At 72.2% G+C, this 14,999-nt stretch carries 11 protein-coding genes; 2 read left to right on the top strand and 9 right to left on the bottom strand.

Annotated features, from left to right (window positions below; genetic code table 11):
* Positions 1–83 precede the first annotated feature (83 nt).
* Positions 84–3,638 (top strand): indolepyruvate ferredoxin oxidoreductase family protein, encoded by a 3,555-nt coding sequence (locus tag Plo01_RS00690; protein WP_203888458.1) that lies wholly within the window; start codon positions 84–86, stop codon positions 3,636–3,638.
* Between the two features lie 43 nt (positions 3,639–3,681).
* Here the strand turns inward: Plo01_RS00690 and Plo01_RS00695 are convergent, their stop codons facing one another.
* The 3 genes from Plo01_RS00695 to Plo01_RS00705 all read right to left on the bottom strand — a co-directional run bounded on the left by Plo01_RS00695 (position 3,682) and on the right by Plo01_RS00705 (position 6,267).
* Positions 3,682–4,089, bottom strand: coding sequence for a hypothetical protein (locus tag Plo01_RS00695; protein ID WP_239315715.1), 408 nt, complete (start codon positions 4,087–4,089; stop codon positions 3,682–3,684).
* 49 nt (positions 4,090–4,138) lie between these two features.
* Positions 4,139–5,032, bottom strand: a complete 894-nt coding sequence (locus Plo01_RS00700) for a carbohydrate kinase family protein (protein WP_203888460.1) — start codon at positions 5,030–5,032, stop codon at positions 4,139–4,141.
* 170 nt (positions 5,033–5,202) lie between these two features.
* The gene (locus Plo01_RS00705; protein WP_203888461.1) at positions 5,203–6,267 is read right to left on the bottom strand and encodes a LacI family DNA-binding transcriptional regulator; all 1,065 of its coding nucleotides are present in this window, start codon (positions 6,265–6,267) and stop codon (positions 5,203–5,205) included.
* A gap of 306 nt (positions 6,268–6,573) precedes the next feature.
* Here Plo01_RS00705 and Plo01_RS00710 point away from each other — a divergent pair, with 306 nt between their 5' ends.
* A complete protein-coding gene (locus Plo01_RS00710) occupies positions 6,574–7,860 on the top strand; it encodes an ABC transporter ATP-binding protein (RefSeq protein ID WP_203888462.1) in 1,287 nt (428 codons plus the stop codon).
* A 40-nt stretch (positions 7,861–7,900) separates the two neighbouring features.
* Here Plo01_RS00710 and Plo01_RS00715 read toward each other — a convergent pair whose 3' ends face one another.
* From Plo01_RS00715 to Plo01_RS00740, 6 genes are all read right to left on the bottom strand, one after another.
* Positions 7,901–8,536: an ACT domain-containing protein gene (locus Plo01_RS00715; protein WP_203888463.1), complete on the bottom strand. Its 636-nt coding sequence runs from the start codon at positions 8,534–8,536 to the stop codon at positions 7,901–7,903.
* Between the two features lie 128 nt (positions 8,537–8,664).
* The gene (locus Plo01_RS00720) at positions 8,665–10,110 is read right to left on the bottom strand and encodes a right-handed parallel beta-helix repeat-containing protein (RefSeq protein WP_239315716.1); all 1,446 of its coding nucleotides are present in this window, start codon (positions 10,108–10,110) and stop codon (positions 8,665–8,667) included.
* Between the two features lie 157 nt (positions 10,111–10,267).
* Positions 10,268–11,317, bottom strand: a complete 1,050-nt coding sequence (locus Plo01_RS00725) for a LacI family DNA-binding transcriptional regulator (protein ID WP_203888464.1) — start codon at positions 11,315–11,317, stop codon at positions 10,268–10,270.
* 67 nt (positions 11,318–11,384) lie between these two features.
* Entirely contained in the window at positions 11,385–13,001 is a 1,617-nt protein-coding gene (locus Plo01_RS00730) for a glycoside hydrolase family 13 protein (protein ID WP_203888465.1), read from the bottom strand.
* Between the two features lie 82 nt (positions 13,002–13,083).
* Entirely contained in the window at positions 13,084–13,980 is an 897-nt protein-coding gene (locus Plo01_RS00735) for a sugar ABC transporter permease (RefSeq protein WP_203888466.1), read from the bottom strand.
* Positions 13,980–14,975, bottom strand: coding sequence for a carbohydrate ABC transporter permease (locus Plo01_RS00740; protein WP_239315717.1), 996 nt, complete (start codon positions 14,973–14,975; stop codon positions 13,980–13,982). The genes Plo01_RS00735 and Plo01_RS00740 overlap by 1 nt, the downstream gene beginning before the upstream one ends.
* Positions 14,976–14,999: the final 24 nt, after the last annotated feature.

Consider the following 14,999-nt stretch of genomic DNA (forward strand, 5'->3'; position numbering starts at 1 on the left):
CCGTGAATATTGACATCGGGTACCGCCCCCTCTGACATAGCCTTGCCGCAATCACAGCGGGGCCGACAGACGGGACCACGAGTATGACGATCTTCGCCGACGCCCGCGAGATCTCTCCCGACGACCGGTACCTCCTCGACGAGGGCCAGGTCTTCATGAACGGCACGCAGGCCCTGGTGCGGGTGATCCTCGACCAGATGCGCGCCGACCGCCGGGCCGGGCTCGACACGGGCACGATGGTGTCCGGCTACCCCGGCTCGCCGCTGGGCGGTTTCGACCTGGAGCTCGCCCGCGCCCGCGCGCACACCGAACCGCTCGACGTCGTGCACCGTCCCGGCCAGAACGAGGAACTGGGCGCCACCGCCGCCTGGGGCAGCCAGCTCGTCCCCACGCTCCCCCGGCCGCGCAAGGCCGGCGTGCTCGGCGTCTGGTACGGCAAGGCGCCCGGCGTGGACCGCGCGGCCGACGCCTTCCGGCACGGCAACTTCGTCGGCTCCCACCCCCTGGGCGGCCTGATCGCCTTCTGCGGCGACGACCCGACCTGCAAGTCCTCCACGCTCCCCTCCGCCACCGAGAGCGCGCTGGCCGCCCTCGGCATGCCGATCGTCCACCCTGGCAGCGTCCAGGAACTGCTGGACCTGGGCCGCCATGCGATCGCGGCGTCCCGGGCCAGCGGTCTGTGGGTCGCGGTGAAGGCCGTCTCCAATGTCGTGGACGGCACCGCCACCGTGAGCGTCGGGCATGACCGGGTCGTCCCGGTCATGCCCGGCGCCGGAGACGGGGACGGCGGGTACACCGTCGAATACCAGGGCCGGCCGTACCGGCACATGCCCAACGCCACCCTGCTCACCCCGTGGTCGCTGGAGATGGAGCGCACCCTCGTCGGCCCGCGCACCGAGCTGGCCCGCGCCTACGCGCGCGAGAACGGCCTCAACCGGATCACCGCCGACCCCCCGGGCGCCTGGCTCGGGATCGCGGCCTCCGGCACCGCCTACTACGACGTGCGCGAGGGCTTCCGCAAGCTCGGCATCACGCCGGAGGAGGTCGGCGTCCGCCTGCTGAAGATCGGCATGCTCTGGCCGCTGGAGCCGGAGATCGTCCGCGCCTTCGCCCGCGGCCTGGAGGAGATCCTGGTCGTGGAGGAGAAGGCGCCGCTGCTGGAGACGCTGGTCAAGGACGTCCTGTACGGCACCGCCGGCGCCCCGCGCGTGCTGGGCAAGCTCGACGAGAACGGCGCCCCGCTGATCCCGCAGGCGGGGGCCGTGGACGCCGACCTGGCGGCCAAGGCCGTCGCCTTCCGGCTGCGCCGCAAGGGCATCGCGACGGACCAGACCCCCTCCGGCCTCGGCGACCGGGTCTCCCGGAACCTCGCCGTCATCTCCCGCCCGGAACCGCTGAAGCTGCTCACCGCCCAGCGCACCCCGTTCTTCTGCTCCGGCTGCCCGCACAACCGCTCCACCGCCGTCCCGGACGGCGCGCCGGTCGGGGCCGGCATCGGCTGCCACACCATGGTGGTCATCAACACCGAGGGCAAGGGCACGCTCACCGGCCTGACCCAGATGGGCGGCGAGGGCACCCAGTGGATCGGTCAGGCGCCGTTCACCGACACCCCGCACATCTTCCAGAACCTCGGCGACGGCACCTTCCACCACTCCGGCTCGCTCGCGGTCCGGGCCGCCGTCGGCGCGGGCGTCAACATCACCTACAAGATCCTCTACAACAGCGCGGTCGCGATGACCGGCGGGCAGACGATCCAGCCGTCCCTGGCGGTGGCCGATCTGACCCGCTGGCTGGAGATCGAGGGCGTGCGCCGGGTGATCGTCACCACCGACGAGCCCCAGCGCTACCGGGGCGTCAAGCTGGCCGCGATCGCCGAGGTCCGCGACCGGAGCGCGCTGGAGGACGCCCAGCGCGAGCTGGCCGCGATCCCCGGCGTGACCGTGCTGGTCCACGATCAGCAGTGCGCGGCCGAGAAGCGGCGGCTGCGCAAGAAGGGCGTGCTGCCCGACCCGGTCAAGCGGGTGGCGATCAACCAGCGGGTCTGCGAGGGCTGCGGCGACTGCGCGAAGAAGTCCGAGTGCCTGTCGGTGCTGCCGGTGGAGACCGAGTTCGGCCGCAAGACCGAGATCCACCAGTCGTCCTGCAACAAGGACTACTCCTGCGTGGAGGGCGACTGCCCGTCCTTCGTCACCGTGGTCCCGGGGAAGGCGAAGAAGGCCGGGAAGGCCGGGAAGGCGGGCAGGCGCGCCGTGCCGGCTCCTCCGGAGACGCCCTCGCCGGAGCTCCGCGCCGGGGAGGCGACGGTCCGCCTGGTCGGCATCGGCGGGACCGGCGTGCTGTCGGTCGCGCAGATCCTGGGCACCGCCGCCCTGATCGACGGCAAGCAGTCCCGCGGGCTCGACCAGACCGGCCTGGCGCAGAAGGGCGGCACGGTCGTCTCCGACATCCTGATCTTCGAGGGTGACGGCGACCGGAGCGGCCAGGCCAGCGCGGCCAGCGTCGACGCCTACCTGGCCCTGGACCTGATCGGCGCGACCGACCCCAAGCACCTGCGCACCGCCGACCGCGACCGGACCGTCGCCGTGGTCTCCACCAGCCTGGTCCCGACCGGCTCCATGGTGCTCGACCCGTCCACGCACCTGACGGAGCTCGGCTCGCCGATCGGCGCGCTGGAGGCGCGGACCCGCCGCGAGCTGAACGTCTACCTCGACGCCGAGGAGCTGGCCCAGGCGCTGTTCGGCGACCACATGCCGGCCAACACGATCGTGCTCGGCGCGGCCTGGCAGCGCGGGCTCATCCCGCTCAGCCTCCAGGCGATCGAGCGGGCCATCCGGACGGGCGGCGGGAAGTCCGCGGAGAAGACCGTGGCCGCCTTCCACTGGGGCCGGGCGGTCGTGGCCGCGCCGGAGACCGTGGCGGCGGCGACCGGCTCGCCCGAGGCCCCGGCCCCGCGTCCGGAGGGCGAGGTCCTGCGGCTGATCGAGTCCGTGGGCGCGGCCGGGGACGGCGAGCTGCGCCGGCTGCTCGAGGTCCGGATCCCGGACCTGGCCGCCTACCAGGACCTGCGCTACGCCGCCCGGTACGCCGACGCGGTCCGCGCGGTGCTCGTCCGGGAGCAGCGGGGGGCGCAGGCCGCCGGGACCCCGATCACCGAGGCGTACGCCCGGCAGCTGCACCGGCTGATGGCCTACAAGGACGAGTACGAGGTCGCGCGCCTCCACCTCGACCCGGCCGAGCGGGCCAGGATCGCCGCCGAGTTCGGTCCCGGCGCGAAGATCTCCTACAACCTGCACCCGCCGGTCCTGCGGGCCCTGGGCATGAAGCGCAAGATCCGCCTGGGCACCTGGTTCGACCCGGCCTTCCGCGTGATGTACGGCATGCGCAGGCTGCGCGGCACCCGGCTGGACCCGTTCGGCCTGGCCGGGGTGCGCAAGGTCGAGCGGGAGCTCGTCGCCGAGTACACCCGGGACGTGCACCGCGCCCTCGACCTGCTCTCCCCGGAGACCGAGGGGACGGTCCGCGAGCTGGCCGGACTGCCCGAGATGATCCGCGGCTACGAGCACGTGAAGCTGGGCAACGTGGCCGCCTACCGGGAGCGGGCCGCCGCCCTGCTGGCGAGGCTGGGCTCCGGCCGCTGACCCCGCCCGGGGAGTCCGCGAGGGGGCTTCGCGGACTCCCCGGTCAGCCCGGTGCGGGCGTCTTGGTCCGGTGGTCCTTCAGGTGCAGGTCGCCACCGATCTTCCGCTGGACGCGCTCCAGGACGTCGCGGCTGGACAGCGCGGTCCACAGGTGCCCGACCAGGTGCGGGTTGTACTCGGGGGCGGCGTCCATCCACTCGTCCTTGCCCCGCTGGGTGGCGAAGGTGGTGAGGAAGAACTCGCCCATCGGCGTCGCGCAGTGCGCCTGCCGCAGCTCGGCGGCCTCGATCTGGATCTTCGGCCGGCAGCCGACCTTCGCCGCCAGCTGCTCGACGGTGATCGGCCTGTTCTCCGGTGCGGCCTCGCCGTACCCGTCACCGGCCGGGCCGCCGGGGGCCGAGCAGGCCGTGCAGAGCACGACGGCGAGCACCAGGATGCGCGGATATGTCATCACACCGCGAGATACGCGCCTCCGCCATGCCCGGTTCAGCGCCTCGCGGTCAGGCCGGGAAGCGGTCGAGGAGGGCCTTCTCGGTGATGGGATCCTCGTGGGTGCCCGGGACCGTGCAGGCGTGGGCTCCGGCCAGCGCGCCGAGGCGGACGCACTCCTCCGTCGGGCGGCCGTTCAGCCTGCCGTAGAGGAAGCCGCTGACGAAGGCGTCCCCCGCGCCGTTGCTGTCGGCCACCGGGCCGGGCAGCGGGGTGGCGGGGAAGTGCCGCAGGCCGCCGGCGTCCAGGACGTGGCAGCCGTCGGCGCCCGCCGTGCAGACGACGGTCTCCGCGCGGCCCCGGTCGCGGATGTCGCGCATGACCTTCTCGCGGCGTCCGCCGAGGGCGGTCTCCGAGAGGAAGACCAGGCCGGAGGAGTAGGCGAAGTCGCGGTGGTGGTCGTTCTCGCCGTCCCAGTCGTGCAGGTCGGTGGAGACGGTGGCGGCGGACCGCCCCTCCAGGTCGGGGTAGACGTGCCGGGAGAAGTCGGTGATCGACACGTGGACGTGCCGGGCGCGGCGGACGGCGTCGAGGTACAGCTCGCGCGGGAGCCGCTCCCCCGGCTCGGCGCGCGGGTCGAACAGGGAGGTGCGGCGTCCGTCGGGGCCGACGAGCAGTACGCTGCGCCGGGTGCCCTGGGGGGCGGGGGCCCAGCCCGCCTCGATGCCCCGCTCGGCGAAGTGCGCCTTGACGAACCGGCCCTGGGGGTCGTCGCCGACCAGGTCGACGAGTCTCACCCGCAGGCCCAGGGCATGGCAGCCGAGCGCGACGCCGCTGCCGGTGTTGCCGATCCGGTCGATCACCGGGGGGACGGCGTAGGTGTCGGCGTACGGCAGGGGCAGCTCGGGCACGTAGACGGTGGTGTCGACACCGGTTCCGCCGATCACGACCACGTCGTGGGTCACTGGCGAGGGTCCTCTCCGGGAAGACGGCGATCGTCGGTGATCGCCGCGGGTGACTGGGATGCGGGTCCTCTCCGCGAGGACCGCGGCCGGCGGCGGTTGACCGGCGGCCGCCAGGGGTTACCGGGGGCCGTCGGCGGCCGGCCGGGGCGCCGGGGGCTGGCAGGGGTCCGTCAGCGGTTGACCAGGGGGCCGGAGCCGGTGGAGCGGCGCACCACCAGCTCGGGTTGGAAGACCAGCTCGACGTGGCGGGCGGGCGCCCCGTTGATCTCCTCCACGAGGGTCTCCACCGCGGCCGAGGCCATCGAGCCGATCGGTTTGCGCACGGTGGTCAGCGGCGGGTCGGTGAAGGCGATCAGCGGCGAGTCGTCGAACCCCACCACCGACACGTCCTCCGGCACTCCCAGCCCCCGGTCGCGGCAGGCCCGGATGACCCCCAGCGCCATCAGGTCGGAGGCGCACACGATCCCGGTGCACCCCCGCTCCAGCAGCTTCACCGCCGCCGCCTGGCCGCCCTCGACCGAGAACAGCGAGTGCGAGATCAGCTCGTCGACCTCGGCCGATCCGAGCAGCTGGGCCATCGCCTGCCGGTAGCCCTCGATCTTGCGGATCACCGGCACGAACCGGCGGGGCCCCACGGCCAGGCCGATGCGCTCGTGCCCGAGGTCCACCAGGTGCTGGACGGCCAGCCGCGCGGCGAGCCGGTCGTCCGGGGAGATGAAGGGCGCGTCGATCTGGTCGCTGTAGCCGTCCAGCAGGACGATCGGCAGGCCGCGGTCGGTGAGCCGGGAGTAGCGGTCCATCCGGGCGGTGACGTCGGCGTGCAGGCCGGAGACGAAGACGATGCCGCTGACGCCGCGGTCGATCAGCAGCTCGGTGAACTCGTCCTCGGGCGCGCCGCCGGGCAGCTGGGTGCAGAGCACGGGCGTGTAGCCGTGCTGGGTCAGCGCCTTCTCGATGGCCTGGGCGAAGGCCGGGAAGATCGGGTTGTCCAGCTCCGGCGTGACCAGCCCCACCAGGCCGTTGCTGCGCTGCCGCAGCCGCTGCGGCCGCTCGTAGCCCATCAGGTCCAGCGCCGTCAGCACCGCCTGCCGCGTCGCCGCCGAGACCCCCGGCTTGCCGTTGAGCACCCGGCTCACCGTGGCCTCGCTCACTTTCGCCTGGGCGGCGATGTCGGCCAGCCGGGTGCTGGCCCCGTCGGGACGAGACCGGGGGATCCGCGTTACTCCACCGTCCATCAGCAGTACCTCACCATGGGGTCGGGTGGGGCGCAAGCCGGGCGGGCTCTGCCGGACGCCTCACCACCGCCATGGAACCTCTTTCCGAAAGTTTCCGCAAACCTTAACATCTCAGGCTCTACCTGGTAACGAATCTCCAAAATCCGACGATAAGAACAACCGTCTACTAACCAGAAACAAGGATGTGACCGGGATGTGTGCGATTTCTGACGACATCTATGGACACATGGGCAAGTGTCGCGATGTACTACCTCATCAATCACAGGGTTGGATCCGGACATCCGCGTCCGGGAGGAACGAGCGCGCATGAGTACCGTCGTCCTGGACAACGTCACCAAGGTGTACCCCGGTGGGTACCTTGCGGTCGACCGGATGAATCTGCGTGCCGGCGACGGGGAGTTCCTGGTGCTCCTCGGCCCCTCCGGCTGCGGGAAGTCCACCCTGCTCCGGATGATCGCGGGGCTGGAGGAGGTGACCTCGGGCGATCTGTGGCTCGGCGGCCAGCTGGCCAACGACCTCGCGCCGCGCGACCGCGACGTCGCCATGGTCTTCCAGAACGGCGCCCTCTATCCGCACCGCACCGTACGGGGCAACCTCTCCTTCCCGCTGGAGATCGCCAAGGCCGACCCCGCGGTGGTCCAGGAGCGCGTCACCGAGTTGTCCAAGGCGCTGCACATCGACGAGACGCTCAACCGTCGTCCTGGAACGCTCTCAGGCGGCCAGCGGCAGCGGGTCGCGATGGGCCGCGCGATCGTGCGCCAGCCCTCGCTGTTCCTGATGGACGAGCCGCTGTCCAACCTGGACGCCGGCATGCGCACCGAGCTGCGCATGGAGATCTCCGCGCTGGTCCGCTCCCTCGGGGTCACCACGATCTACGTGACGCACGACCAGGTCGAGGCGCTGACGCTGGCCGACCGGATCGCCATCATGAACCGCGGCGTGCTCCAGGACGTGGGCACCCCCGGCCAGGTCTACAACGACCCGGCCACCGCCTTCACCGCGGCCTTCCTCAACTCCCAGCAGCTCAACCTGCTCGCGGCGACCGTCCGCACGCCGCAGAACCAGTTCATCCTGCTGGACTTCGGCCCGCACCAGATCACGATCCCGTGGACCGATCCGCGCGCCTACGCGATCTCCCAGCACGTGGGCAGTCAGATCCTCGTCGGCCTGCGGCCCGACTGCCTGGCCCCGGTCCCGGAGACCTTCGAGGGACCCGTCTTCCTCGGGCGGGTGCGCGCCCTGGAGTACCACGGCCACGAGTGGCTCGCCTACGTCGAGTCCGGCATCACCTCGATGCCCGTCCCCGAGCCCCCGGACCCCCGGCTGAGCGCCCGCACGAGCGACGCCTCCCAGGGCAGCAGGATCCGCTCGATGATGCGCCGGCTGCTGCCCACCAGCTCGGACGCCGACGAGGAGCCCCAGTACCAGAGCCAGGAGCAGACGGGCGGCATCCACCGCCGGGCCGACCTCATCGTCCGCGTCGGCTCCCGCCCCGTCTGGCGCACGGGCGAGCCCGCCCGGGTCGGCGTCGACGCCACACGCCTGCTGCTGTTCACCGCGGACGGCTCCCGCATCGACCCGCCGCACCGCTGACCGGCCCCGCCGGAACGGGACGGCGGGCCGCGGCGGCCCGTCACGCGGAGGCGGCGATGACGGAGACGATCTCCAGGACCCGGCAGGCGCGGTCCACCTCCGCGCGGTGGAAGGGCGGGCCCTCGGTGCGGGCCAGCACCACGTGCAGGGCCGCTCCGGGCACGGGCAGGCTCATCAGCCGGTAGGGGCCCGCGGCCAGGACCGAGGGGCGCAGGGACGTGAGATCGGCGACCTTGACGCCGACGAGGCTCCCGGTCTCCTCGAGTCCGGCGGGGGCCTGCCAGCTGCGGTGGACGAGCTCTCCCCCGGCGGAGACCGCGACGGCCCACTCGGCGCCCACGAGGTCGGGGACCGCGTCCACCAGGGTGGGGTAGGCCCGCGCGGGGTCGGCGGCGACATGGCGCAGCAGGTCGTAGTCGGGAGCGCTTCCGGGACTCTCGCGGGTGGACCAGACCCCCTCGACGCGCAGCCCGGGGACCGCCAGCAGCCGTTCCCGGATCGCCGCGGAATCCGGGGCGCCGGGCCAGGAGACGATGAAGTCGTCCACCGCCCGGCCGGTCTCGCGCTCCAGCACCGTCACCTGGAGGATGTCCGCGCCGAGCGTGCCGAGCACGCGGGCCACCTGTCCCAGGGCGCCCGGCCGGTCGGGAAAGGAAACCCGGAGCCGCAGTGTCATCACCGTTCACCTCGCTTCGGAGATCAGAGTGCCCTGGACAGGTTTCACCGGTGTTCTCGGAAGATGTCCAGAATATGTCCCAGTCTGCGGTGATCTGCGGCCGGGGCCATCTGTCCGTGACGGAAGGGCTACCTCTGGTAGGCGCCGGCGGCCGGGGCCGGGGGCAGCGGCCGGCCGGACAGGTCGCGGGCCAGGGCGGCCCCGCCGTACCAGGAGGGATCGAGGGTGAAGCCGCGCCGGAGAGCCGGGGAGGCGTGGCCGGGGCGCAGAGTCGCGGCGTCGCGGAAGCGGGGGTCGGCCACCACCGACCCGGGGCCGAGCTCGAACTCGATCGTCCTGCCCTGGTAGACGCTCCCCGCCTCGTCGGCGCCCCTGCCGTCCTCGTAGCCCATCTCCCCGCCGACCACGATGACGTTGTTGCGGAGCTTCAGGATCGCGGGTGAGCAGCCGCCGTGGCAGGACCAGCCGATGGTGTCGCGCGCGGGCAGGCGGACCGTGTTGTGCACGGCGACGGTCCCCCTCACCGGACCGGCGGCGTGCCGGGCGCCGCGGGTGACCAGGAAGGAACCGCGCCGCCGCGAGGAGGTCACCAGGTTGTGCGCGAACAGGTTGCCGGTGGCGGTCCTGCCCTTCTCGGCCCCGAGCTCGGCGAAGGTCTCGTTGTTGCGCGCGATGTTGTGGGTGACGCGGTTGCGGTCGCCGTTGTAGACCTCGACGGCGGCGCCGTCGGTGCGGTAGTCGTGGCTGGCGGCGTAGCTGCCGGTGACGAGGTTGCCGGTGACGAGGTTGTCGTCGCCGTTGAGCAGCACCCCGAAGGCCCCGGAGTCGTCGTCGCCGCCCCTGTCGTTGACGCTCATCCGGTTGTTGCGGGCCAAGATGCTGTTCTTGATCGTGTTGTGGGCGCCCGTGACGTGCACCCCGCTGACGTTGCGGTCGGCGTGCACGGCGTCCAGCTCGTTGCGGTCGCCGCGCACCTCGAAGCCGGCCCACCGGCAGCCGCTGGCCCGGATCCCGGTCACCCGCACGTGGGAGCCGGTGATCACCACGCAGTTCCCGCCCCTGCCGGTGATCTTCGGGGACACGCCCTCGCCGTACGTCGCGACGGTGATGGGAGCGCCGGGGGCGCCCCGGCCCCTCAGCCTGAGCGTGCCCGTCCAGGTCCCGCCGCGCCTGAGGCGGACGGTGTCGCCGGCCGTCAGCCCGGCGGCGTCGACGGCGCCCAGGGACCGCCAGGCGGTGGCGGCCGAGGTTCCCGGCGCGGAGTCGTCGCCCCGGCGGGAGTCGACGTAGTAGGTCGTCCCGGCGGCGGCCCCGTACGACATGGCGTCCCCGGACGGCACGGGGGCCTCGGCCGTTCCGGACCCCCCGGACAGCGGGGAGATCCCGGCCCGCGCGAGCGCTCCGGCGGCCGCGGCGGCCCCCGCGGCTCCGGCGGTCCCGGGCGGCGCGGAGGCTCCGGACGGCACGGGGCCCCCCACCGGTATGGGGACCCCCGCCGGTGCGAGGGCCAGCAGCCCCCCTCCTACGAGAACCCCCGCCGCGAGGGCGGTCCACCGCTGTCCGGTCGGCTCCATCCGGGCACGCTCCATCGACGTCTGGCTGGCATGGTCACAGAACGTGAACACTTCCATACCATCACCGGAGCCGCTATTCCCCGCACAGGATCTTCAATGAACCATTACCGCACGCCAGGGGCCGTTTCCGGCTTCCGTGACCTTTCCTTACGGTCGCTCAGCGCACGACCTTCGGTCCCGAGCCCGTCGACCCGCGCACGATGAACTCCGGCTGGAAGATGAGCTCGGAGTGCTGGCCCGGCGTCCCCGCGATGGCCTCCAGGAGGGTGTGCACGGCCGCGGTCACCATCGACTGCACGGGCTGGCGCACGGTGGTCAGCGGCGGGTCGGTGAAGGCGATCAGCGGCGAGTCGTCGTAGCCGACGATCGACACCTCCCCCGGCACCGCCAGCCCCCGCTCGCGGCAGGCCCGGATCGCCCCCAGCGCCATCAGGTCGGAGGCGCACACGATCCCGGTGCACCCCCGCTCCAGCAGCACCGACGCGGCGGCCTGGCCGCCCTCGACCGAGAACAGCGAGTGGGCGATCAGCTCGTCCACCTCGGTCTCGCCGAGCAGCTGGGCCATCGCGCGGCGGTAGCCCTCGATCTTGCGGATCACCGGCACGAACCGGCTCGGTCCCGCCGCCAGGCCGATGCGCTCGTGCCCGAGGTCCACCAGGTGCTGGACGGCCAGCCGCGCGGCGGCCCAGTCGTCCGGCGAGATGAACGGGGCCTGCACGTCGCCCGAGTGCCCGTTGAGCAGGACGATCGGCACGCCCTGCCCGAGCAGCCGGGTGTAACGGTCCTGGTTGGCGGTGACGTCGGCGTGCAGGCCGGAGACGAAGATGATCCCGCTGACGCCGCGCTCGACGAGCATCTCGGTGAACTCGTCCTCGGCGGCGCCGCCGGGCAGGCGGGTGCAGAGCAGCGGGGTGTAGCCGTGCTGGGCCAGCACCTTCTCGAAGGCCTGCGCGAAGGCCGGGAAGATCGGGTTGTCCAGCTCCGGCGTGACCAGCCCCACCAGGCCGTTGCTGCGCTGCCGCAGCCGCTGCGGCCGCTCGTAGCCCATCAGGTCCAGCGCCGTCAGCACCGCCTGCCGCGTCGCCGCCGAGACCCCCGGCTTGCCGTTGAGCACCCGGCTCACCGTGGCCTCGCTGACCCCTGCGTGCGCGGCGATGTCGGCGAGCCGCGCCTGACCGCTCCCGAGCGAGCCGCCGTTGTGCGTCATCGCGTCCCCGTCCCCCGTGACCCGCCGTCGCGCGTTCTCACGGCCTCATCCCCCGTGGCCCGTGCCGTCACATGTCATCGCGCCCCCACCAGGCGGCGGAGTCGGGCGCGAGCCGTGCGGTGCCGCCCTCGATGACGGGATCGGCGCTGGCCAGCAGGAGCTTACCGGGTGCGGGGAGCTCGACCGGCTCGCCGGTCAGGTTGATCGTGACGGCGAGCCCGTCGCCGCGGCGGAAGGCCAGCGTGCCCAGCGGGGAGTCCAGCCAGGTCAGCGGGGCGTCGCCGGAGGCGTCCAGCTGCCGCCTGATCCGCAGCGCCGCGCGGTAGAGGCTCAGCGTGGAGGCGGGGTCGCGCAGCTGGGACTGGACGCTGAGCGGGCCCCAGGAGCCGGGCATGGGCAGCCACGTCTCCTCGATGCCGGGCATGGTGAAGCCGAAGTGCGGCTCCACGTCGGCCCACGGGATCGGCACCCGGCAGCCGTCGCGCCCGTCCTCGGGGTTGCGCAGCCGCTGCGGGTCGCGCAGGAACTCCTCGGGCAGGTCGAGCACCTCGGGCAGGCCGAGCTCCTCGCCCTGGTAGACGTAGGCCGAGCCGGGCAGGGCCAGCGTCAGCAGGGCCGCCGCGCGGGCCCGGCGGAGTCCGAGCTCGCCGTGGCCGTACCGGGTGACGTGCCGCTTGACGTCGTGGTTGGACAGCACCCAGGTGGCGGGCGCGCCGACCGAGCCGGCGGACTCCAGCGACTCGTCGATCACCAGGCGGAAGGCCTCGGCGTCCCACGGGGTGGTCAGGAAGTGGAAGTTGAACGCCTGGTGCAGCTCGTCCGGGCGGACGTAGTTGGCCAGCCGGTCCAGGGTCGGCACCCAGGCCTCGGCGACGCCGATCCGCTCGCCCGGGTAGGAGTCGAGCAGCCGGCGCCAGGCGCGGTGGATCTCGTGCACGCCGTCCTGGTCGAAGAACGGGACCACCTCGGTGCCGATCATCTTGACCTGGTCGGGGTGGCCGACGTCGGGCAGGCCCTCGGCCTTGACCATGCCGTGGGAGACGTCGATGCGGAAGCCGTCGACCCCCAGGTCGAGCCAGAAGCGCAGGATCGACTCGAACTCGGCGTGGACCTCGGGGTTCTCCCAGTTCAGGTCCGGCTGCTCGGGGGCGAACAGGTGCAGGTACCACTGCCCGTCGGGCAGCCGCGTCCAGGCCGGGCCGCCGAAGACCGACTCCCAGTCGTTCGGCGGCAGCTCGCCGTGCGCCCCCTTGCCCTCGCGGAAGATGTAGCGCTCGCGCTCGGGACTGCCCGGGCGGGCGGCCAGGGCCTGCCGGAACCAGACGTGCTGGTCGGAGGTGTGGTTGGGGACCACGTCGACGATCACGCGCAGGTCGTGCGCGTGGGCGTCGTCGATCAGGGCCTTGGCGTCGGCGAGCGAGCCGAAGATCGGGTCCACGTCCCGGTAGTCCGCCACGTCGTAGCCGAAGTCGGCCATCGGCGAGGTGTAGAACGGGTTCAACCAGATCGCGTCCACGCCCAGGTCGGCGAGGTAGCGCAGCCGGGATCGCACCCCCAGGAGGTCGCCGACGCCGTCACCGTTGCCGTCGGCGAAGCTGCGCACGTAGACCTGGTAGATCACCGCGTCCCGCCACCACCGGGTGGCGGTCTCCGCGGCAGGGTCCGCGTGGACGAGCTCGGTCATGTTTGTCCCCCGATCAAATAACGACATTTCAGGACGTGTTAGCACGGTGGTATTACGTGGTGTTACGTGGTGACGCGAGGTGTCACAGCTTCGTGGCGCCGGAGGTGAGACCGGCCACCAGGTTGCGCTGGACGAGCAGGAAGACGACCGCCGCCGGCACCGCGATCAGCACCGCGGCCGCGGTCATCAGGCCCCAGTCCGACCAGTGCTGGCCGACGAACTGCTGCAGGCCGGCCGCGAGGGTGCGCGTGTCGTCCCCCGTCATGAACACCGTGGCGTAGGCGACCTCGCCCCAGGCGGTCATGAAGGAGTAGAACGCGGTGACCGCGAGGCTGGGCCGGGCCAGCGGCAGGATGACCCGCCAGAAGGTGCCGAACGGGCTCAGCCCGTCGATCATGCCGGCCTGGTCGATCTCGCGCGGGATGGAGTCGAAGTAGCCCTTCATCATCCACGCGCAGAACGGCACCGCCACCGTCATGTAGGCGATGACCAGGCCCGGGATCTGGTTGAGCAGTCCGAGGCCGGCCATCAGGTTGTACAGCGGCACGATCAGGATCGCCACCGGGAACATCTGGGTGATCAGCAGCATCCACATGACGCCGCGGTAGCCCGGGAAGCGGAAGCGGCTGATCGCGTACCCGGTCGTCGAGGCCAGGAACACCCCGATGACCGTGGTCAGCCCCGCGATGATCACCGAGTTGAGCAGCCAGGACGGGAACTGCGTCTCGGTCAGCACCCGGGTGTAGTTGTCCAGCGAGGAGTCGTCGAAGAGCTTCAGCTCGGTGGACAGCCAGCCGTCGCGCGGCTTGAGCGAGGTCAGGATCAGCCAGACGACGGGGAAGATCGAGATGAGGGACGCGACGACGAGCGTGCCGTGCAGCAGGATCGAGCTGCCGAGGCTGCGCTCCTCGCGGCTGCGGGCGCGGGGGCGCCTCGCGTTCCCCTCGGAGGACCCGGTGTCCACGGTGACGGTGCTCATCACCAGACCTCCCCTTGCTTGCGCAGCGCGCGGCGGTAGACGACGGCCATCACGACCAGGAGCAGCAGGATGAGCACGCCCCAGGCCGCCGAGCCGGAGTAGTTGCGGATGCCGGTGAAGGCCTCGCGGTAGGCGTAGGTGACCAGGATCTCCGTGGAGCTGCCCGGTCCGCCCCCGGTGATCAGGAAGATCAGCGGGAACATGTTGAACGTCCAGATCGTGCCCAGCAGGATCACGGTGCTGGAGACCGTGCGCAGGCCGGGGATCGTGACGAAGCGGAAGCGCTGCCAGGGCGACGCGCCGTCCACCTCGGCCGCCTCGTAGAGCTCGCGCGGGATCGACTGGAGCCCGCCCAGCAGGGCCAGCATCATGAAGGGGATGCCGATCCAGACGTTGACCGCGATGACGGCGATCTTCGCCGTGGTCGGGTCGTCGAGCCAGCCGACGCCGCCCAGGCCGATGCCCCGCAGCATGGCGTTGATGACGCCGTAGTCGCTGTTGTAGAGGTAGCGCCAGATGAACGCGGCGACGAACGGGGGGATCGCCCACGGCAGGATCAGCAGCACCCGGTAGGCCGAGCGGAAGCGCATCTTCCGGTTGAGCATCAGGGCCAGGCCGAGCCCGATGCCGTAGTGGAGCGCGACGCAGGCGACGGTCCACAGGACCGTCCAGGTGAGCTTCTCCCAGAACAGGCCGCTGCCGAGGATGGAGACGTAGTTGTCCAGCCCGGTGAACTCGTAGGTCGAGGGGATGACGTTGACGCCGATCGTGCGGCCCATGTTGGCCTCGGTGGCGTCGGTCATGGACAGGTAGACGCCCCGCACCAGCGGCCAGCCGATCAGCGCGGCGGTGACCACGACGACCGGGGCCACCATGGCCCAGGCGTACCAGTACTGGTTCAGCGAGCGGCGGAGGGGACCGGGCTGGCCGCCGCGGCCCCGGCCGCGGGCGCCGTCAGCGGCGCCCGCGGCCCGGTCCCTGGTCGTGCCGGTCACACGTCCAGCGGAGGTCGCCACGGA

The sequence above is a fragment of the Planobispora longispora genome (assembly GCF_016863135.1).
Lineage (GTDB): Bacteria > Actinomycetota > Actinomycetes > Streptosporangiales > Streptosporangiaceae > Planobispora > Planobispora longispora.

Coding starts and splice junctions, on each gene's coding strand:
- Plo01_RS00690 (WP_203888458.1), top strand. CDS start 84: ATGACGATCTTCGCCGACGCCCGCGAGATCTCTCCCGACGACCGGTAC.
- Plo01_RS00695 (WP_239315715.1), bottom strand. CDS start 4,089: ATGACATATCCGCGCATCCTGGTGCTCGCCGTCGTGCTCTGCACGGCC.
- Plo01_RS00705 (WP_203888461.1), bottom strand. CDS start 6,267: ATGGACGGTGGAGTAACGCGGATCCCCCGGTCTCGTCCCGACGGGGCC.
- Plo01_RS00710 (WP_203888462.1), top strand. CDS start 6,574: ATGAGTACCGTCGTCCTGGACAACGTCACCAAGGTGTACCCCGGTGGG.
- Plo01_RS00715 (WP_203888463.1), bottom strand. CDS start 8,536: ATGACACTGCGGCTCCGGGTTTCCTTTCCCGACCGGCCGGGCGCCCTG.
- Plo01_RS00720 (WP_239315716.1), bottom strand. CDS start 10,110: ATGGAGCCGACCGGACAGCGGTGGACCGCCCTCGCGGCGGGGGTTCTC.
- Plo01_RS00725 (WP_203888464.1), bottom strand. CDS start 11,317: ATGACGCACAACGGCGGCTCGCTCGGGAGCGGTCAGGCGCGGCTCGCC.
- Plo01_RS00730 (WP_203888465.1), bottom strand. CDS start 13,001: ATGACCGAGCTCGTCCACGCGGACCCTGCCGCGGAGACCGCCACCCGG.
- Plo01_RS00735 (WP_203888466.1), bottom strand. CDS start 13,980: ATGAGCACCGTCACCGTGGACACCGGGTCCTCCGAGGGGAACGCGAGG.